The organism is Pseudarthrobacter defluvii, from assembly GCF_030323865.1.
GTDB classification, from domain to species: Bacteria; Actinomycetota; Actinomycetes; order Actinomycetales; family Micrococcaceae; genus Arthrobacter; species Arthrobacter sedimenti.
This window is the reverse complement of the sequence record NZ_CP066362.1, coordinates 2,970,730-2,989,430: the sequence shown is the minus strand read 5'-3', so window position 1 is coordinate 2,989,430 and position 18,701 is coordinate 2,970,730. Positions and strand designations below refer to the sequence as shown.

The window sequence follows — 18,701 nt, the reverse complement described above, 5'->3', positions numbered from 1 at the left end:
CCCTCCCAACTGACTGGCAGTAGTTGTCGTTTTGAAGCTCCAAAACGGCAACAACTGCCAGCTGGTTTCCCCACCAAGCCAGTCACATCGCGTTTAGTTCGTATTGAACCTCACAAGCTGGCCGTTTTCTTCGCCGTGCCGCTTCCGGGCCGGATACTGTAGAAAGCATGACGTCTACCATCGCCGCCGAAACTGTTAGGCCGGAACGCAATATCCCCGCAGAGATCGCCCGCTCTTGGCTGCTGGTCAATGCGATGAAGCCGGAACTCTTCGACCAGTCGGCCGTGTCCCGCGCCGACTCGATCATCCTGGATATTGAAGACGCCGTGGACCCGTCCCAGAAAGACCAGGCCCGGGACAACGTCATCAACTGGCTGACCGCCGGCGGCAAGGCCTGGGTCCGGATCAACGACGCCACCAGCCCCTTCTGGGCCGATGACCTTGCCGGCCTTCGCGGCACCCCCGGCCTGCTGGGCGTCATGCTCGCCAAGACCGAATCCGCGGACCAGGTCACCGAAAGCTTCCACCGCATGGACGGCAAGACCCCCGTCATCCCACTGGTGGAATCCGCCCTCGGCATCGAGGAAGCCAACCACATCGCCAAGGCCCAGGGCGCGTTCCGCCTGGCCTTCGGCTCCGGCGACTTCCGCCGCGACACCGGCATGGCCGCCACCCCTGAAGCCATGGCCTATCCCCGCGCCAAGCTAGTGGTCGCCAGCCGCGTTGGCAACCTGCCGGGCCCCATCGACGGCCCCACGGTGGGCACCAACCACCCCATCCTGCGCGAGCAGACCGGCATCACCGTGATGATGGGCATGACCGGCAAGCTCTGCCTGGCCATCGACCAGACCCCGGTGATCAACGAGGTCATCAGCCCCACGCCGTCCGACGTCGCCTGGGCCACGGACTTCATGAACGACTTCGAGGCCAACGGCCGCGTCATCCGTGACGGCTCCGACCTGCCGCGCCTGGGCCGCGCCGAGAAGATCATGAAGCTCGCGGTAGCCTTTGGGGTGCAGCCGGCGCTGTAGCGCCACCCACCACGTCAGGAGACCCCGTTGACCGATACACGCTATCTGGTCCACGGGGTCTTTTGGGATGGGCGGCCGGACGACGGCGGACGCCCGGTTCTGCGCCTCCAGTCACCGGAGGGGGAGTTCCGGGAGATCGCCCTCAGCCGGGGCCAACGGCTCGGCTTCGAGGTGGTGGAGCCAGGCAGGTTCTGCCTGGGGCATGTACAGATGCAGCAGGCCGGCTCGCGTAGCCACGTCCTCTGTGCCTCCGGGGCTCCCGCCATCCGGGGAAAGCAGTGCGAGCGGTGCTTCGTGCTGGACGAGTCGCGGCTGATGCATGACTTCCATCGCGGCGGCCGCACCACTCCCGGCCTGCGGGACTACCTGATGCAGGAACACTGGCTCTATGTGGCGACCTTCGCCGGCGGCGCCACCAAGGTGGGAACGGCGTCCGGCCCGCGGAAGTGGAACCGGCTCGCGGAGCAGGGGGCCGCGGTGGCCCGTTATGTTGCCCGGGCTCAGGACGGCCGGGTGGTGCGGATCCTTGAGGACCTGGTGACTGCCGACGTCGGGCTGACGCAGCAGGTGCGCTCGGCGGCCAAGGCGGACGCGCTGCTGCAGCCGCGCCTGGCCACGGCGTTGGACACCGTCAATGCCTGCGCCGCCGCTAACGTTCGCGGGCTCCTGGCGCGCACCGCTGTCGACGGTTTTGAAACTGTGGAGGAGCAGTGGGCCAGACCGGCCCATGCTGACGCCCTGTACGGGAATGCCCTTTACGGCAACAAGCCCCGCCACGCGTACCCGCACGCCCTCGAGGCGGGTCGGCACGGGTTCGGCATTGCCGCGATGAGCGGCGCGAACGCCCTGGCCCGGCTGGACGGCTCGGATACCGATTTCGTGGTCAACCTGTCCCAACTGGCCGCCCGGACGATTGTCCTGGGCGACTTCGCCTCCGACGTCCCCGCCGTGCAGGAAGCCCTGTTCTGACCCTGCCAGGGGCCAAGCCGGCCGCGGCCGGTAGACTTGGATCGTGCTGAACGAATTCTGGGCCACCGCGCCAACCCGCTACAAAGTCCTGGTTTTCAGCGCGATGGGCCTCATCGCCGTCGGCATCATCCTCACCCTCATCGGCAACACCAGCGGCAACCAGGGACTGGCCATGGCCTCCCTGCCGCTGATCGGACTCGGCCTGGTCCTGCACGTCGTCGGCCTCGTGGTCCGCGGCCAGGCCATCCGCAGGAACCTCCGCCGGTAGCGGGAGACAGCAACCGCGGCGGGCCTTTTCTCCCCGCCAACAAGCGGGCGATAGGCTGGAATCCATGACTATCAATCCGGATCTGCAGGGCCGAAGCTACCCTGCCGCAGAGGTGTATGACGTTGGCCGCGAGAAAATCCGCGAATTCGCCCGCGCCGTGAAGGCCACCCACCCTGCACACTTCGACATCGAGGCCGCCAGGGCCCTGGGCCACAGTGACCTGGTGGCGCCCCCCACCTTCGCCATCATCATCGCCCAGCGCGCCGACGCCCAGCTCATCCAGGATCCGGAAGCGGGCATCGACTTCTCCCGCGTGGTCCACGCCGACCAGCGCTTCATCCACCACCGGCCCATCGTTGCCGGCGACCGCCTCGTGGCGGAACTGCACGTGGACGGCGTCCGGGCCATGGGCGGCGGTGCCATGATCACCACCCGTTCGGAGATCTTCGCCTTGGGCACCGGCGACTCCCGGGAACCCGTCACCACCACCACGTCATCCATCCTGGTCCGCGGAGAGGGACAGTAGCCATGAGCCTCAGCATCCATGAACTCAGCCCCGGCCAGGAGATCGGCAGCCGCACCATCGAGGTGACCCGGACAGACCTGGTGAAGTATGCCGGCGCTTCCGGAGACTTTAACCCCATCCACTGGAACGAAGCCTTCGCCACCAGCGTGGAACTGCCCGGCGTGATCGCCCACGGCATGTTCACCATGGGCTCAGCCGTCCAATTGGTGACCGACTGGGCAGGCGACCCCGCCGCCGTTGTCGATTTCCAGACCCGCTTCACCAAGCCCGTCCTGGTCACCGACACCACCGGCACGGACCAGCCTGGAGCCAGCATTGAAGTCAGCGGCATTATTGGAAAGCTCGACGCCGAAGCCAACACGGCGCGCATCGACCTCACGGTGGTTTCCGCCGGGCAGAAGGTCCTGATGAAGGCCCAGGCACTCGTCAAGCTGTCCTGAGTGTTCCTGACGACGAGCTGCACCCCTTGACCACTCCTGCAGGAACCACCGCCTCGGCTGCCCAGGTCACTGCCTGGCGCAACGCCGTCGTCGTTGCCTACGGCGCCAGCGGACTTGCCTTTGCCTCCTGGGTCTCCCGGTTGCCGGCCATCCGGGACGCGCTGGATCTTACCCCGGGCAACGTGGGCGTCATCCTGCTGTGCATGACGCTGGGTTCGTTCGCGTCCGTTTCCATGTCAGGACTGATCGTGCTGCGGCTGGGCTCCAAGCGGACCATCCGCACCGGCAGCATCATGGTGGGTGCCGGGCTGCTGACCACGGGTTTTGGCACGACTGTGCTGGCAAACCCCGTAGCAACAGCCATAGGTCTGGCCATCATCGGCCTGGGCACCGGGAGTTGGAACACTGCCTCCAATGTGGAGGGCGCGGCGGTGGAACGGGCCGTTGGCCGGCACATCATGCCCCGGCTCCACGGCGCGTTCAGCCTTGGAACCGTGGCCGGTGCCGGACTGGGTGCCCTTGCTGCGGCCGTGTCCCTGCCCGTGTTCTGGCACCTGGCAGCAGCAGGGGCGGTGGTTGCTGTTTCGGTGGCGACGGCGGCGTCCTGGTTCCGTGCCGATGCCATCCCGGTGCCGGGGGAGCGCAGCTACTCCCCGGACAACTTCGAGGACCCCACCACAGGGCCCGTTCCCGTGATCCCTGCCGTGGGCGCGGCGGAGGCGCCGCTGGACAACAAGCGAAGGATCGCCCAGGCCTGGCGGGAGCGGCGGACCCTGCTGCTGGGCATCCTGGTGCTGGGGCTCGCCCTGGCGGAGGGTGCCGCGGGGGACTGGGTGGCCCTGGCCCTGGCGGACGGCCACGGGCAAAGCGACGCCGCAGGTGCTGCCGGGTATGGCCTCTTTGTCACGTTCATGACCATCGGGCGGTTCGCCGGAACGCCGCTGCTGGACCGGTTCGGACGGGTACCGGTCATGCGCTGGTGCGCTGCCGCCGCCGTCCTGGGCCTGGCCGTGTTTGTCTTCGCCCCGGTGCCGTGGCTCGCGTACGTTGGGCTGGCGGCATGGGGCCTGGGCGCCTCCCTGGGCTTCCCGGTGGGCATGTCCGCTGCGGCCGACGACCCCGCCAAGGCCGCGGCCCGGGTATCGGTGGTGTCCACCATCGGGTACGGCGCATTCCTGTGCGGGCCGCCGCTGCTTGGCCTGCTCGCCGAACACGTGGGCATCCTGCACTCACTCCTGGCCGTGATGGTGATGCTGGCCGTGAGCTTCGTGCTGTCGCCGGTGGCCCGGAAGGCCGCATAGGTTTCCCTAGTATTGTTGACGGGTGACTCCCACCCTGCTTTCCTCCCTGACCACGTCCGCCGTCGGCGGCCCCGCCGGAACGTTCATCGAGGCGCGGACCGAGGCGGAGATCATCGAGGCCGTCCGTTCCGCGGACGCGGCCGGTGAACAGGTCCTGATCATCAGCGGCGGATCCAACCTCCTGGTGTCCGACGACGGGTTCCCCGGCACCGTCATCAAGATCGCTTCCGAGGGGTTCACGGTCAACGCGGAGGATTCCTGCGGGGGAGTGGCCGTGGTGGTGCAGGCCGGCCATAACTGGGACAAGTTGGTGGAGCACGCCGTCCGTCATGCCTGGTCCGGCATCGAAGCGCTCTCCGGCATCCCAGGCTCAACCGGCGCCACTCCCGTCCAGAACGTGGGCGCCTACGGTGCGGAAGTTTCCCAGACCATCGCCGCCGTCCGCACCTGGGACCGGCAGCGGAATGCCGTGCAGACCTTCACCAACTCGGAGCTGAAGTTCGGCTACCGGGACTCCATCCTCAAGCAGACCACCGTCAACGGCTCGCCCCGGTACGTGGTCCTCACTGTGGAATTCCAGCTGCCGCTGGGGCGGATGAGCGCCCCCATCCGCTACGCCGAACTGGCCCGCGCCCTCGGCGTGGAGGTAGGCAAGCGTGCCTACGCCAACGATGTCCGCCGTGAAGTGCTCCGGCTGCGGGGCTCCAAGGGCATGGTGTGGGACTCCGCGGACAGGGACACCTACTCCACCGGCTCGTTCTTTACCAACCCCATCGTTCCGGCTGAGGTTGCGGACACGCTCCCTGAGACGGCGCCCCGCTACCCCGCCGGGCAGGACGGGCTGGTGAAACTGTCGGCAGCTTGGCTGATCGACCAGGCAGGGTTCGGCAAGGGCTTTGGTTTGGGTCAGGAAGGCGTGGCCGGTGGCCGCGCCTCGCTGTCCACCAAGCACACCCTGGCCATTACCAACCGCGGCTCCGCCAGCGCCGCTGACATGGTGGCCGTTGCGCGGGAGGTGCGGGCCGGCGTCGAACGCCGCTTTGCCATTTCGCTCCATCCGGAGCCGCTGCTGATCGGCCTGGAGCTCTAACCACTCAGCGTGTTCCCACCGCCGTCAGCGGGCCTAGGATGGGCGCATGGCTGCACAGGGTGTTCTCCGCGACCGCAGGGTGGTGGGGCGGCTGAGGCTCGCGTCCCAACGACTTGGCGATACAACCCGACCACCACTGCGGCCGTCCACAAGCACTACGCCACCCAGCGCAACACCGATGACGGTTTCAATGCCCAACCCGGGTTCAACCCGTACAACATCCTCGTCCAGAACGTCGATTCCAGCACCACCACCGCCACGGTTCAGCGCTGGATCAATACCGCCAAAGCAAGCAACACATGGCTGGTATTGGTTTACCACGAGGTCGGAGCGAGCGTAGGCCAGGACATTTACCATACGGGCACTGCCGTACTTGATTCCCATATGGGGGCAGTGAAGAACAGCGGGTTGCCAATGGTTACTGTCCGCCAGGGTGCCAGCGCCCAGACCTCGCCGAATGCAGCACCGCCGGCCAGCACCGCCGCCCGTCACCAATAAGTTGCCACAAAGAGGCCCGGCCCGCACAAGCATGCTTTGTGCAGGCCGGGCCCCTTATTCGGCTGTAACTGCTACAGGTTGCCGGTGGCGATGTTGAGCATGCGGCGCAGTGGCTCGGCAGCGCCCCAGAGGAGTTGGTCACCAACGGTGAACGCGCTGATGTACTGCGGGCCCATCTCCATCTTGCGGATGCGGCCCACCGGAATGTCCAGGGTGCCGGAGGCAGCCACCGGGGTCAGCTCGGCCATGGAGGATTCCTTGTTGTTGGGAACCACTTTGGCCCACTGGTTGTCCTCGTCCAGCAGCTTCTCGATCTCGGCGATGGACAGGTCATCGCGGAGCTTCAGGGTCAGGGCCTGGGAGTGGGAGCGCATGGCACCGATCCGGACGCAGAGGCCGTCCATGATCACGCGGCTTTCCTCGGAGGTGCCCAGGATCTTGTTGGTCTCAACCCCGGCCTTCCACTCTTCCTTGGACTGCCCGTTGCCCAGGTCCGCGTCAATCCAGGGGATCAGGGAGCCGGCCAAGGGGACGCCGAACTGGGTGGCGTCGATGTCGGTGCGCTGGTGTGCCAGGACCTTGCGGTCGATGTCCAGGATGGCCGATGCCGGGTCATCCAGTTCCGTGCTGACCTCGGCGTTGAGCGTGCCGAACTGGCTGAGGAGCTCACGCATGTGTCGGGCGCCGCCGCCGGAGGCAGCCTGGTAGGTCATGGAGGTTCCCCACTCGACCAGGTTGTTCTTGAACAGGCCGCCGAGGCCCATGAGCATGCAGGAGACGGTGCAGTTGCCGCCGATGAAGTCCTTGGTGCCGTTAACCAGGCCTTTGTCGATGACGTCCCGGTTGATGGGGTCCAGCACGATGATCGAGTCATCGTTCATGCGCAGGGTGGAGGCGGCGTCGATCCAGAGGCCGTCCCAGCCGCGGCTGCGCAGTTCGCCATGGACCTGCTTGGTGTAGTCGCCGCCCTGCGCGGTGACGATAATGGGCAGCTTTGCCAGGGTGTCGAGGTCGAACGCGCTCTCGAGCTTGCCGGCGCCGTCAGCGAAGGACGGCGCGGCACCTCCCGCGTTGGAGGTGGAGAAGAACACCGGGTTGATGTTGGCGAAGTCGCCCTCGTCCTGCATGCGCTGCATCAGGACGGAACCGACCATGCCGCGCCATCCGACCAGGCCGACGGAAGGGGTAGCTGCTGTAGTCATTGGTCCAGTTTAGACTTCGCATCCGGCAGGGCGCAGTCGGTTACGTCACGCCCCGCGCCGGGGTTCGGTCATAAAGTACGACGGCGTTAGGCGGGTTTGCGCTGTCAGCTGCCGTTACCAGTCCGGCCGGCTTGAGCGGCGGGTAGGAGGTTCAAGGGTCTTCCCGGCCGCCTTCCGGAGGCGTGCAGCCTTGCGCTCCTTGAAGTAGTAAGCCCATGAGGTGGGCACCAGGACGATGACAATGGCGCAGCCGACGACGAATTGCACCCAGTTGGTGACCCCTTCGCCAGTGAGCAGAATGATGGCCGCTCCAGAGACAACAGCCGAAAACACTGAGATCAAAATAGCAAGAAACAGTAGGCCGCCAGCTGAATTGATGGGCCTGATGGCGCTGCCGGTTGAGCCCTTGTAGACCCCATATTCCTCGGGCGTCAGCCCCTGCCTCTCGGCTTCCACCTCCACCTGCTGCCGGTAGTAACCGTTTCGGCAGCGCGGCCCTGTCGGTCCAGAAACGGAGTTGTCCATCAATTTCCGCGCTTCATCGGGAAGCCGCAGGCGGTCGGAGCCTGTGCGGAGAATCACTGGTTGACATGTCCTGCTCCAGGTTCCGGTGCATTTCGTTCCTTGCGCAGCTTCTTGGCTCGGTACTCGTCCCTTGCCAAGCCAAAGGTGAACCAAGCCCCGAAGCCACACAGGCCGATTGCGAACAGCGCGCCCCACTCGGGGCTCGTGCCCTGCCTGAACGAGGCGAGGAACAGCACCATGGAGCCAACGAACATGAGCCCCAGAAAGGCGGACACAATACCCATGCCCCACCAGCTCCGGACCTGTGCCTGGCCACGGCCCGGAGAAAAACCGATCTCGTCCCCGGGATAGCTGTGCAGTTCACCCGTATTTGTCCTGCGCAGAACGCGCTTCTCGCCCCGTGCCAGCGCTGCCTTGTGTTCGGAATACACTTCGTCGTTGCGGCGTTCACGGTCTCGGTCGAAGGTCACAGTCAGTCCTGACGGATGGCGCGGATCTGGTCAAGAAGGAAAGCCTCATTGACGTCCTTGGTTTCAGCAATGTTCTCTTGCCGGGAGTCGGCCGTGCCGGTTGTCCATGTTCCGTGTCCACCCTTCTTCACGTAAAGGGTCTGTCCGGTGGGATCCTCGCGGCGGCGAAGAGTGGCGCCGCCCCCGGGGTTGCTGTCCAGGTGCTGCTTGATAACCATGAGGTTGGCCTCGGGTGCGGTAACGTCCGGTCGCTGAGCCATTGCCCACCACGTGAAGTAGGCTCGGGGCTGAAACAGCAGATGGATGTCATCATTTTCCATGAAGACTACGCTGTCGCCCCCTTCGGCCGTCAGCAGCGAGATCTCAATGCGACGGATGGCGGAGGAGAGCAGGGCAGCCACGGCGGCAGTGGGACCTGATACGGAAAGGAGCCCGTCGTTTTCGGCTTTGGCCAGGCCTCGGGCCACCAGAGACGACGCGCCTGCGCTCACCATGTCCGTGTTGTCCAGATAGCCGTCCACCCTCAGTGCTTCAGCGCTGAGGACCGCGGCTTCCCCACCCTCAAGGCTTGCGAGAGTAACCATCTCGGCAAAGCCGTATCCGATTGCATCGGGGATGGTGGCGGCTTCCGTCGTTATCTCAGTCATCGTCGATACCTCTCGTTTTGGGCTCAGAATCCAAAGAAGTCGCCGACTTTTTCGGCGGCGTCCCCAGCGCCTTCCCAGACTTCCTTGGCGCCGTCAGCTATGGACCCCCCAATGGCATTGACGGTTTCCTTAACTATCGGCACGTTGTCATAGATGGCCAACGCTCCGGATGCAACCATGGCAACGGTCCCAACTGGTGGTGGGATGAAGCCGGCCGCGCCCAGGCCTGCCTTGACCACCGAATACCAGGCTTGGCCGTTGTCGTCGGGGTTTCCATTGGCGAAGTTGTTTATAGCGTCGAGGGCATCGAGGCCAGCCCCTATTCCGCCCAAGGCTTTACCGCCGAACTCGAAGAACTTGGCCGCCTTGCCGCCCTCGGCAAGGTTCAAGGCCGTGTCCCACCTGCCGTCGAACAGCTCAGAAGAGGTGTTGAAATACTGGCTCAGGATGTTCGAGTCCTGGAACGCCTTCGCCACGCTCCGGAAGTCCCTGGAGAAGAGGAACTCGCCGAGGTTGTCTGCCTTGCTGATGAAATGGGGAAGATCGAACAACCCTGCACGCAGGTTCGGCAGGGCTTTGGTCAAACCATAAATGTCCCAGCCGTCCCGGAACGGCGAATCCGGATCAGCGAGCCAGTCCGGGCCCCAGGGATCGTTGCTGCCCTGCCCCGGGCTTGGCGGGAGCGGACCGTTGTTGCCGGCGGGCGAACCGGCGCCCGAGCCCGTGGTACTGGCCTTCTCCTGCTCATCTGCGTTCTTGAGCAACACCTTTGATTCCTGCTTCAGCCGCGAGACGGTCTGCTGGAGAAGGGTGCGGTGGCTGGCGTTCCAGTCAGAGCGGAACCGCTGGGCATCTGCGCCCTTCCAGGCCGGATTGTTGTTGATCTGGCTGCTCAGCTGCGTCGACTGCTGCTGCAGCAGATCCGCCGTCTTGTTGAACTGCTGCGCGAGGGCCCGCAGTTGCTCGACGTCGGCGCCCCACAAAGTTCCTGCCACCAGGATTCCCCCCAATATTCATTCAACAGCCCCCAGAGTGCTGCGTGCCCCAGCCTAGGCCAGGACACAGCCAGCCGCGATGGGGTGGCCTCCCCATGCAACCTACACACCGGCCGCAGCTAGCCTTGGTCGGACTGCTCCAGCACGGCTGCCTTCCGGGCGCGCAGCGCGAAGAACGCGCCGAAGGTGAAGACCTGCGTGACCACTACGAGCACGATGGCGCCGGCGATCTTGTTGCCGCCCAGGATCATGGTCAGCCCCACGATCGCGGACAGCAGCGCCAGCAGGGGCAGCAGCATGTAGCCCAGGACGAACAGGGTTTCCGGTTTCTTCAGCATGTTCCTAGCCCTCGGTCCGTGACCATTTGGTGAATCGGTAGCGTGTGCCGTTGGCGGCCGTGAGCCATCCGTCCGGCGGGACGGAGGCGGACGCCTCCCAACTGGGGCCAAGCTCGGGAGCGAACGTGTCGCCGTCGGCCTTCACATCGATGGTGGTGACCACCGCGACGTTGGCGAGCTCGGTGGACTGGCGGAAAACCTCGCCGCCGCCCAGTATCCACACCGTCTCGCCGCCGTCGACAAACTGCGACTCAAGGAGCGCATCATCCAGCGAGGGAACCACGACGGCGCCCTCCGCCTCAGGCGTGTCGGCCCAGCTCTTCTGCCGGGTGATCACAATATTGGTGCGGCCGGGCAGGGGACGGTACTTGTCCGGGAAGGACAGCCAGGTCTTGCGTCCCATGATGACAGGATGCCCGGTGGTAAGACGGGTGAAGTGCTTGAGATCCTCGGGCAGGTGCCAGGGCATGTCCCCGTCCTTGCCGATCACGCCGTCGGAGGTCTGCGCCCAGATCAGCCCGACGCCTGTGATCGACGCCGCGAGCTCCTCGGTGAAGGACTGGGGATCCGTGTAGTTTTCGGTGCTCATACGGCGATCGGTGCCTTGATTGTGGGGTGGTGCTTGTAGCCCACCACTTCGAAGTCCTCCAGCGTGTAGTCAAAGATCGACGCCGGCTTGCGGGTGATCTTCAGCTGCGGGTATTCGTAGGGCTCGCGTTCCAGCTGCTTGAGGACCTGGTCCATGTGGTTCTCGTAGATGTGCACATCCCCGCCGGTCCACACGAACTCGCCCGGTTCCAGGCCCAACTGCTGCGCGATCATGCAGGTGAGCAGCGCGTAGGAGGCGATGTTGAAGGGCACGCCCAGGAACATGTCCGCGGAGCGCTGGTAGAGCTGGCAGGAGAGCTTGCCGTTGGCCACGTAGAACTGGAAGAACGCGTGGCAGGGAGGGAGCGCCATGTCGTTCAGTTCGGAGACGTTCCACGCGGACACGATGTGCCGGCGCGAGTCCGGATTGGACTTCAGGTTCTCCATGAGTTCGGCGATCTGGTCGATGTGGCCGCCGTCCGGGGTGGGCCAGCTGCGCCACTGCACGCCGTACACCGGGCCCAGGTCGCCGTCCTCATCGGCCCACTCGTTCCAGATGGTGACGCCCTGGTCCGTCATCCACTTGATGTTGGTTTCGCCGCGCAGGAACCACAGGAGTTCCACCGCCACGGACTTGAAGTGGACGCGCTTGGTGGTGATCAGCGGGAAGCTCTTGGAAAGGTCAAAGCGGATCTGGCGCCCGAAAACGCTGGTGGTTCCGGTGCCCGTGCGGTCCGATTTATGGGTGCCGTTGGCCAGGACATCGCGCAGGAGGTCTTCATAAGGCGTTGGGATGCTCACGCCTCAAGTCTACTTGCTGGGGTTTGCTCGCCGGCGGAACTGGCGCGTCTCCGCGGGAGCGAACTCCTGCAACTGGGATCACCGCGATCACCACTGCCGCCGTGGCCAGAAGAACCCCGACGGCAGGGGCCGCCTGCCACACGACGTCCCACGGTTCCGGACCAATTGGCGATGCCCGGTGCAGCTTTGGACCTGCGGTCATCAGAAGCACCCCTGCCTGGGCGGCGAAGGACGCGGCAACAGTCCGGACCACACGGTGCGTGGTGATCGCGCGGAGTGCGCTGTCGAGCCCCTGGAGCGGTCCCGGAACACTTCCGCGCCGGCGGGCCAGCACCAGGGGAAGCCCGGATACGAGCGCAATGACCGTGCTGGTCCAGGCAGTCATTTCCCACGACTGCTCCGCTTCCAACTCAACTTGTCGCCAGGCCACAACGGAAATGACAGCCACAAGAATGGCCACAGCAATAACGAAAGTGCCGGTCATGGTGCGCGAAACCGTTTGGCGCGGCCAGTGGCGGGGCTCGCGTGCGGTCCCGTAATTCCGGTGCATCAGTAGCTCGCCGAGGGATACAACCGCCAGGACCGAGGTAGCTGAAGCGGCCACTAAAAGGGCGGGATGCCCGGTTGCCGCTCCCGGGACAAAGATTGCTGCGGGTACAGGCAGGAATGCGGCCAGTCCCATGACCGCACCTACGGAGACAGTCAGTTTCGTGGCCGGCTGCGACCCGGCGCCGCCATGTCTCCGGGCCGGCGATATCCCGGAAAGATTGGGCGGGGCCCATGACAGCATCAACAGCAGGACGGCCAGGTTCAGGGCCCCGGCAGGGTTGAACCAGTTAGCCGGTCCGGTGGCAGGATCGGGGCGGGCTGAATGGTTGCCCGCGATGGCCGCCAGGCCTGCAGCAACTGTTGCGACCGTCCGCAGGAGCCGGTTCATGGAAATGGTTCTAAGCAGCCCATCAGCATGGGCGGCCAGTCCAGCCAACGGCGGCCGGCGGGCGATCAGTGCCAGCACAGCCAAGGTTCCAGCGGCCAGCACCAGCAGCGCCCCGCCAAGGTAGGCCGCGAGTTCGACGCCGGGAATCCGGCCTTCCCCGCCGAAGGTGACATAGCCACCGGAACCGTCCGGACGTGAGCCGTAGCGATGGGCGGCGAAGCCGGACAGCGTGGATGTCCATCCGATTTGCGCGGCGGAAAGCATGAAGATGGCCGTAACGGTCCAAAACAGGCGGCGGGGCAGGAATTGCCGGATGCCTCGGCCAGCCCCAGGCCGCACGGGCATCAACTGGGCCCTGGGGTAGCTCAGTTGGCCGAGGATGTGCACAATCAGGCAACCGAGAACCGGCCACGCAAGCGCCGGCAAAGTCTCAACCGGTCGATTGGCGGTTCCCGGGACGGGAAGAATCCCCGCGTTGGCCGCCGGGAGCAGTGAACTAACCAGCCAGCCAATCAGTCCGACGCAGAACGCATGCCGGGATACCGCCGTGGTGACATCATGGCCGCGTGTACCGCGAATCAGGTAACGGAGCAGGAGGAAGACGGCACCGCTGAGCAGGAACGGCCAGAAAAGGGCCACTGGCGGAATATCCTGGAAAACTAAGGTCGTGGCAGCCTGCACTTTTCCCCCAAAAGTGTGCGTCGTTTACTAAGTCAAGGCTGGCAGAACCGTTAGGTCAACCCGGACCGGCAGGACCTAGTCATCGAAGGGCTTGAACTGTTCCACTGCCACAACACGTTTCCTGCCGCCCAAGGCCACGTGGCACACCACCACTTCGCCGGGTGACAAGTACGGCTCGTGCGCCGGCAGCAGCTTTGCGAGGTGCGACGGCATGTGTTCCGCCAGTTGCTTGAGCACGGTCGGCAGGGCAGGCCGGTGCGTGCAGGCCACCACCGGGCGCTGCTTGTCGAACAGGGACTCAATGACGGCGGCCGTCTTCTTCGGACTGCGTTGGTGCTTGTGCTCGGTCAGGCCTTCGGCCAGCTTCACCTTGGCACCCGTGGCCCGTGCGTACGGAGCAACGGTGGCGACGCAGCGCAGCCACGGGCTGGTGACCACCCGCATCGGCTTCCACGCCTGCAGGAGCCTGCCGACAGCCTGCGCCTGCCGGGTGCCGGTGGCTGCGAGCGGACGCTCGCCCTCGGCCTTGCTCCAGGATGAGCGCGGTTTGGCCTTTGCATGCCGCAGAACCAGCAGCGGCCAGGTGTCCAGCGCGCCCCGTTCGTGTGCGTCCCGCAGGTATTCAAGGGGGACGACGTCGGACGGGTTGGACAGCAGGCGGGCGGCCTTTTCGGGGGCGCACCACATGACGCTGTCCACCTCCTTGCCGTCCGGCACCAGGGTGGTGCCGTTGACCTTGACCGCCCAGTAGTGGACCACCTTGAGGCCCGACGTAACGTGGTAGTGGATGGGCGGCAGCGGTATGCCCAGCGGCGCCCGGAGGCCGATTTCCTCCCATACTTCACGGACAGCGCATTCAGGGACCGTCTCGCCGGCGTCGATCTTTCCCTTGGGCCAGGACCAATCGTCGTAGCGGGGCCGGTGGATCAGCAGGACTTCAAGGCGGTCCTTGTTGATCCGCCACGGGATGGCCCCCGCAGCGGTGACGGCTACAGGTTCCCCCGGGTGGTCAGTTTGGTCAGCTACGAGTGCATCGCTCGACACGCGGCTGCCTATCGCCGGCTCAGGCTGCGTTGCCGCGGCCGGGATGCCAGCAGCCAGGACTGGACGTCTTCAAGCGGTTTGCCGTCCTCGGACAGGTGGTGCCGGGTCCAGTGGCCCTCGTTGTCCAGGTGCCAGCTGGAGGTTTCCGGGTCCATGTAGCGCCGCATGAGGTCAAGGACGTAGGTGATGTCGTCCGGGCTTGCCAACTGGACCAGAGCCTCCACCCGGCGGTCCAGGTTCCGGTGCATCATGTCAGCGGAGCCGATGTACACCACCGGGTCACCACCGTTGGCGAAGGCGAACACCCGCGAGTGCTCCAGGAACCGGCCCAGGATGGAACGGACCGTGATGTTCTCGCTCAGGCCGGGAACGCCGGGGCGCAGGGAGCAGATGCCGCGGACCACCACGTCCACCTTCACCCCCGCCTGCGACGCGCGGTAGAGCGAGTCGATGATGGCTTCGTCCACCATGGAGTTCACCTTGATCTGCACGTGCCCCGGCACTCCCGCATGGGCGTTGCGGATCTCGGTCTCGATCCGGTCGATGAGTCCCGACCGGACGGAACGGGGGGCCACCAGGAGCCGCTTGAAGGTGGACTTCGGTGCGTAGCCGGAGAGCTGGTTGAACAACTTGGAGAGGTCCTCGCCCACCTGCTCGTTGGCGGTCAGCAGGCCCAGGTCCTCGTAGTACCGCGCCGTGCGGGGATGGTAGTTGCCCGTGCCGATGTGGCAGTAGCGGCGCAGCCCGTCCACTTCCTGGCGGACCACCAGCGACAGCTTGCAGTGTGTCTTCAGGCCCACGATGCCGTACACAACGTGCACGCCGGCCTGCTCCAGCTTGCGGGCCCAGGAGATGTTGGCCTGCTCATCAAAGCGCGCCTTGATCTCCACCAGGGCCAGGACCTGTTTGCCGGCCTCGGCGGCGTCGATCAGGGCATCAACGATGGGGGAGTCGCCGGACGTGCGGTACAGGGTCTGCTTGATGGCCTGGACCTTCGGGTCCGCCGCAGCCTGTTCCAGGAACGCCTGCACCGAGGTGGAAAACGAGTCGTAGGGGTGGTGCAGCAGGATGTCCCGGCGCCTCATGGCGGCGAACACGTTCGCGGCCTTGGAGGTCTCGGACTCGTTCAGGTACCTGGAGGTGTGCGGGACGTGCTTGGGGTAGTGCAGGTCGGCCCGGTCGATGCCGGCAATGACCGACAATCCCCGGAGGTCCAGCGGAGCTGGCACCGAGTACACCTCGGATTCCTCCACGCCCAGTTCCCGGATCAGGAGCGCCCGGATGTTGGGGTTGATGTCATTGGTGACTTCAAGCCGAACCGGCGGCCCGAAGCGGCGGCGCAGGAGTTCCTTCTCCAGTGCCTGCAGGAGGTTTTCGGCGTCGTCCTCTTCCACCTCCACGTCCTCGTTGCGGGTGACGCGGAAGGTGTGATGCTCCAGGACCTCCATGCCCGGGAACAGCTTGTCCAGGTGGACGGCAATGACTTCCTCAAGCGCAATAAACCGGGCAACCCGGCCGGGCACCGCACCGGCGCGGGGACCATCGATGGAGATCAGCCGCGGCAGCTGGTCCGGGACCTTGACACGGGCAAAGAGTTCCTTGTCGCTGACGGGGTTCCGGACCACCACGGCCAGGTTCAGCGACAGGCCCGAAATGTAAGGGAAGGGATGTGCCGGGTCAACGGCCAGGGGGGTGAGGATGGGGAAGACTTTTTCCGCGAACATGGCGCTGAGCTGCTGCTGGGCGGCACCGTCCAGTTCGCCCCACTGCATGAGGTGGATGTGCTCGTACGCCAGCGCTGGCCGGATCTGGTCCGCATAGACCTGGGCGTGCCGCGCCTGGAGCCGGTGGGCTTCCTCGCTGATGCTCTCCAGTACCTCGACGGGGCTCAGCCCGGCCGGGGAGGGGACGGCGAGCCCGGTGGCGATGCGGCGCTTGAGGCCGGCCACGCGGACCATGAAGAACTCGTCCAGGTTGGAGGCGAAGATGGACAGGAAATTGACGCGCTCCAGCAGGTGCAGGGTGGGGTCCTCGGCCAGCTCCAGCACCCGGGAATTGAAGGCGAGCCAGCTCAGCTCCCGGTCCAGGAACCGGTCCGGGCGGATGTCACCCTCCGGCTGCAGGTTCGGCGCGAACTCCGGGATGTCGATCCGGTCCTGGGTTGCCCTGGATGCCGGTACCTCGGAGGAGCCGAAGCGTGCCCTGACAGGCACCGCAACATCCTGGGACGTGGCTGTTCCGGAAGGTTCCGGGTTCATGGCTGCTCCTTTTGCTGGCGCTCTGGTGCCGGCGCTTCCGCCCCGCGCGGCTCCCTTTCAACCTTACAAGCATTCACTGGCGCCACGGCCCTTGTTTTGCGCGGTGACGGCGTCAGTCGGGGCCGCCCTCTTCAGCCCGCCGCCGGGCCGTACATGACGTCCATGTCCCACCGGGTGAAACCCAGCCGCCGGTACAGGGCCACCGCCGCGGCGTTGTCCGCATCGACGTAGAGCATGACGGCATTCAATCCCGTGTCGCGGAGGTGCTTGATGCCTGCAATCGTCAGGGCCTTGCCCAGGCCCATGCCCTGCGCCTGCGGTGTCACTCCCACCACATACACCTCGCCGATGGCCGGATGCGCACCATGCCGCGGGTGGACCTTCGTCCAGTGGTAGCCCAGCAGCCGGCCATCCCGGTCCTCGGCCAGGAAGAACCCGGCGGGATCAAACCAGTCTTCCGCCATGCGCGCCTCGAGGTCGGCCCTGGTCAGGTTGCCCTGTTCCGGGTGGTGGGCAAACGCCGCCCGGTTGGCGGCCAGCCAGGAATCCTCATCCTTGCCCGGCGCGAAGGTGCGGATGGCCACACCCTCCGGCAGGCCGGCGTCGGGCAGGTCCGCTCCCGCCGTCGTCATCCGCATCTTCCACAACTCGCGCACGGGCGCGTAACCGTAGCGGGAGGCAAGGTCGGCAGCGGCCTCATGGTTCCCATGGGACCAGGCTTTCAGCCCGTCGAAGCCGCGCACTTCCTTGAGCGCGCCCACCAGCCGGTCCGCCACTCCCTGGTTCCGGTAGGAGGGGTGGACGGCAATTTCCAGGATGCCGTTGCCGTCCGGCTCTTCGACCACCACAGCGAAACCTGCCAGGTCCTGTGCGGTGGCGGGATCGGAGTCCTCGTCCGGCGCGTACAGGGCCAGTGTCAGCAGCGTGTGCTCCGCGGAATCCCCGGCACGCATGGTCACCAGGGTCTGCTCGGAAATGGAGGGGTTGCCGTCCGATTCCTCGGCGGCGGCCAGGAGATCCCGGCAGTCTTTCAGGAGTTGCTGGTCAACACCGCCACGGACAACATGGACGGGCCACTTCTGCGGATGCGCTGGAGTCATGAGCCAAGGCTATACGTCGACGCGGGCCGCGGCTCAGGCTTCGGTGAGTTCGTCTTCCTGCTGCCGGACCAGAGTGAGCCGGTAGCCGACGTTCCTTACAGTGCTGATGAGGTTCTCGTGATCCGCCCCAAGCTTGGCCCGCAGGCGCCGGACGTGGACGTCCACGGTGCGGGTGCCGCCGTAGTAGTCGTAGCCCCAGACTTCGGTGAGCAACTGCTGGCGGGTGAAGACGCGGCCGGGGTGCTGCGCAAGGTACTTCAGGAGCTCGAACTCCTTGAAGGTCAGGTTCAGTGGCGCCCCATTCACACGGGCGGTGTAGCTGGCTTCGTCGATGATGACGCCGGCGGCGCGGATTTCGCTTGGAGCGTCTTCCTGTTCCGGGACGGCACGGGCAACGGACAGCCGGATGCGGGCCTCCACCTCGGCGGGACCGGCGGAATCAAGGACGATATCGTCAACAGCCCAGGCTGAGGAGACTGCGGCCATGCCGCCTTCGGTCAGGATCAGCACCAACGGGGCGCTGAGGCCGGTGGCTTTGAGGAGTTGGGTGAGGGAACGGGCGCCCACCAGGTCCTTGCGGGCGTCCAGCAGGACGATGTCGCAGGGGTCCGTTTCCAGCAGGGCAGTGGGTTCGGCGGGCAGGATATGGACCCGGTGGTTCAGCAGTTCGAGGGCAGGCAGGATGTCCACCGAAGAGCCGGTGCTGTTGGTCAGTAACAGGATGTGCGACATTGTTCCTCCAAGGGCCGTCCGCGCATCATTGGGCGACTGAACCGGTTTCTCACCGGCCGGTACTGGCTTCCTGCAGGAGGTTTTTGGACCGTCAGCACGCCGCCGGCCAGCCACCTCAGCAGGGAGCGTAGCTGATCCTTGAGTATACCCGGCGGGTCCCTTCCGGCCACAGATTGCGGCCATGAACAGGCTCGATTTGCGACATATCCGGTTCACATAAGGCAGGATTGAACCAGGGCTGACCAGCCCTGCCATGAGGG

General features: G+C 65.5%; 20 protein-coding genes. 7 read left to right on the top strand and 13 right to left on the bottom strand.

The genetic code is table 11. From position 1 onward, the window contains the following. Window positions 1–167 precede the first annotated feature (167 nt). The 7 genes from JCQ34_RS13840 (at window position 168) to JCQ34_RS13810 (ending at window position 5,625) form a co-directional block, all read left to right on the top strand. Window positions 168–1,031, top strand: coding sequence for an HpcH/HpaI aldolase/citrate lyase family protein (locus JCQ34_RS13840; protein ID WP_286398291.1), 864 nt, complete (start codon window positions 168–170; stop codon window positions 1,029–1,031). 27 nt (window positions 1,032–1,058) lie between these two features. Next, complete coding sequence (locus JCQ34_RS13835; protein WP_286398289.1) at window positions 1,059–2,000, top strand: DUF2797 domain-containing protein; 942 nt, start codon at window positions 1,059–1,061, stop codon at window positions 1,998–2,000. 43 nt (window positions 2,001–2,043) lie between these two features. Then, window positions 2,044–2,268, top strand: coding sequence for a DUF3188 domain-containing protein (locus tag JCQ34_RS13830; protein ID WP_286398287.1), 225 nt, complete (start codon window positions 2,044–2,046; stop codon window positions 2,266–2,268). A 64-nt stretch (window positions 2,269–2,332) separates the two neighbouring features. Next, window positions 2,333–2,794 (top strand): FAS1-like dehydratase domain-containing protein, encoded by a 462-nt coding sequence (locus JCQ34_RS13825; protein WP_286398285.1) that lies wholly within the window; start codon window positions 2,333–2,335, stop codon window positions 2,792–2,794. A gap of 2 nt (window positions 2,795–2,796) precedes the next feature. After that, the gene (locus tag JCQ34_RS13820; RefSeq protein WP_236820196.1) at window positions 2,797–3,234 is read left to right on the top strand and encodes a MaoC family dehydratase; all 438 of its coding nucleotides are present in this window, start codon (window positions 2,797–2,799) and stop codon (window positions 3,232–3,234) included. A 26-nt stretch (window positions 3,235–3,260) separates the two neighbouring features. Then, the gene (locus JCQ34_RS13815; protein WP_286398281.1) at window positions 3,261–4,535 is read left to right on the top strand and encodes an MFS transporter; all 1,275 of its coding nucleotides are present in this window, start codon (window positions 3,261–3,263) and stop codon (window positions 4,533–4,535) included. Between the two features lie 22 nt (window positions 4,536–4,557). Continuing rightward, window positions 4,558–5,625, top strand: a complete 1,068-nt coding sequence (locus JCQ34_RS13810; RefSeq protein ID WP_286398279.1) for a UDP-N-acetylmuramate dehydrogenase — start codon at window positions 4,558–4,560, stop codon at window positions 5,623–5,625. A 569-nt stretch (window positions 5,626–6,194) separates the two neighbouring features. Here JCQ34_RS13810 and asd read toward each other — a convergent pair. The 13 genes from asd to JCQ34_RS13745 form a co-directional block, all read right to left on the bottom strand. Next, window positions 6,195–7,325: an aspartate-semialdehyde dehydrogenase gene (gene asd, locus JCQ34_RS13805; RefSeq protein WP_286398277.1), complete on the bottom strand. Its 1,131-nt coding sequence runs from the start codon at window positions 7,323–7,325 to the stop codon at window positions 6,195–6,197. 114 nt (window positions 7,326–7,439) lie between these two features. Then, entirely contained in the window at window positions 7,440–7,850 is a 411-nt protein-coding gene (locus tag JCQ34_RS13800; RefSeq protein WP_286398274.1) for a hypothetical protein, read from the bottom strand. Window positions 7,851–7,903: 53 nt separating this feature from the next. Then, window positions 7,904–8,320 (bottom strand): hypothetical protein, encoded by a 417-nt coding sequence (locus JCQ34_RS13795; RefSeq protein WP_286398273.1) that lies wholly within the window; start codon window positions 8,318–8,320, stop codon window positions 7,904–7,906. A 2-nt stretch (window positions 8,321–8,322) separates the two neighbouring features. Further along, window positions 8,323–8,967, bottom strand: a complete 645-nt coding sequence (locus tag JCQ34_RS13790) for a hypothetical protein (RefSeq protein ID WP_286398271.1) — start codon at window positions 8,965–8,967, stop codon at window positions 8,323–8,325. A 23-nt stretch (window positions 8,968–8,990) separates the two neighbouring features. Then, the gene (locus JCQ34_RS13785) at window positions 8,991–9,962 is read right to left on the bottom strand and encodes a hypothetical protein (RefSeq protein ID WP_286398269.1); all 972 of its coding nucleotides are present in this window, start codon (window positions 9,960–9,962) and stop codon (window positions 8,991–8,993) included. A 119-nt stretch (window positions 9,963–10,081) separates the two neighbouring features. Then, entirely contained in the window at window positions 10,082–10,300 is a 219-nt protein-coding gene (locus tag JCQ34_RS13780) for an NF038396 family protein (protein WP_141159734.1), read from the bottom strand. A 4-nt stretch (window positions 10,301–10,304) separates the two neighbouring features. Further along, window positions 10,305–10,889, bottom strand: a complete 585-nt coding sequence (locus tag JCQ34_RS13775; protein WP_286398267.1) for a dihydrofolate reductase — start codon at window positions 10,887–10,889, stop codon at window positions 10,305–10,307. Beyond that, the gene (locus tag JCQ34_RS13770; RefSeq protein ID WP_286398265.1) at window positions 10,886–11,689 is read right to left on the bottom strand and encodes a thymidylate synthase; all 804 of its coding nucleotides are present in this window, start codon (window positions 11,687–11,689) and stop codon (window positions 10,886–10,888) included. Before JCQ34_RS13770 ends, JCQ34_RS13775 begins: the two co-directional genes overlap by 4 nt. Then, on the bottom strand, window positions 11,667–13,265 hold the full coding sequence (locus tag JCQ34_RS13765; RefSeq protein WP_286398263.1) for a hypothetical protein: 1,599 nt from the start codon (window positions 13,263–13,265) through the stop codon (window positions 11,667–11,669). Before JCQ34_RS13765 ends, JCQ34_RS13770 begins: the two co-directional genes overlap by 23 nt. Before the next feature lie 117 nt (window positions 13,266–13,382). Further along, entirely contained in the window at window positions 13,383–14,351 is a 969-nt protein-coding gene (locus JCQ34_RS13760) for an NUDIX hydrolase (protein WP_286398261.1), read from the bottom strand. An 8-nt stretch (window positions 14,352–14,359) separates the two neighbouring features. After that, on the bottom strand, window positions 14,360–16,609 hold the full coding sequence (locus JCQ34_RS13755; protein WP_286398259.1) for an RNA degradosome polyphosphate kinase: 2,250 nt from the start codon (window positions 16,607–16,609) through the stop codon (window positions 14,360–14,362). A 131-nt stretch (window positions 16,610–16,740) separates the two neighbouring features. After that, window positions 16,741–17,709, bottom strand: coding sequence for a mycothiol synthase (gene mshD / locus JCQ34_RS13750; RefSeq protein WP_286398257.1), 969 nt, complete (start codon window positions 17,707–17,709; stop codon window positions 16,741–16,743). Window positions 17,710–17,742: 33 nt separating this feature from the next. Next, window positions 17,743–18,441 carry a winged helix-turn-helix transcriptional regulator gene (locus JCQ34_RS13745; protein WP_018769102.1) on the bottom strand — a complete coding sequence of 233 codons (699 nt, stop codon included), beginning with the start codon at window positions 18,439–18,441 and terminating at the stop codon, window positions 17,743–17,745. Window positions 18,442–18,701: the final 260 nt, after the last annotated feature.

Excerpts from the sequence above, each read along its gene's own strand:
- asd (WP_286398277.1), bottom strand. The coding sequence starts at position 7,325 with ATGACTACAGCAGCTACCCCTTCCGTCGGCCTGGTCGGATGGCGCGGC.
- JCQ34_RS13840 (WP_286398291.1), top strand. The coding sequence starts at position 168 with ATGACGTCTACCATCGCCGCCGAAACTGTTAGGCCGGAACGCAATATC.
- JCQ34_RS13775 (WP_286398267.1), bottom strand. The coding sequence starts at position 10,889 with ATGAGCACCGAAAACTACACGGATCCCCAGTCCTTCACCGAGGAGCTC.
- JCQ34_RS13755 (WP_286398259.1), bottom strand. The coding sequence starts at position 16,609 with ATGAACCCGGAACCTTCCGGAACAGCCACGTCCCAGGATGTTGCGGTG.
- JCQ34_RS13800 (WP_286398274.1), bottom strand. The coding sequence starts at position 7,850 with ATGGACAACTCCGTTTCTGGACCGACAGGGCCGCGCTGCCGAAACGGT.
- JCQ34_RS13820 (WP_236820196.1), top strand. The coding sequence starts at position 2,797 with ATGAGCCTCAGCATCCATGAACTCAGCCCCGGCCAGGAGATCGGCAGC.
- JCQ34_RS13790 (WP_286398271.1), bottom strand. The coding sequence starts at position 8,967 with ATGACTGAGATAACGACGGAAGCCGCCACCATCCCCGATGCAATCGGA.
- JCQ34_RS13745 (WP_018769102.1), bottom strand. The coding sequence starts at position 18,441 with ATGTCGCACATCCTGTTACTGACCAACAGCACCGGCTCTTCGGTGGAC.
- JCQ34_RS13780 (WP_141159734.1), bottom strand. The coding sequence starts at position 10,300 with ATGCTGAAGAAACCGGAAACCCTGTTCGTCCTGGGCTACATGCTGCTG.
- mshD (WP_286398257.1), bottom strand. The coding sequence starts at position 17,709 with ATGACTCCAGCGCATCCGCAGAAGTGGCCCGTCCATGTTGTCCGTGGC.
- JCQ34_RS13825 (WP_286398285.1), top strand. The coding sequence starts at position 2,333 with ATGACTATCAATCCGGATCTGCAGGGCCGAAGCTACCCTGCCGCAGAG.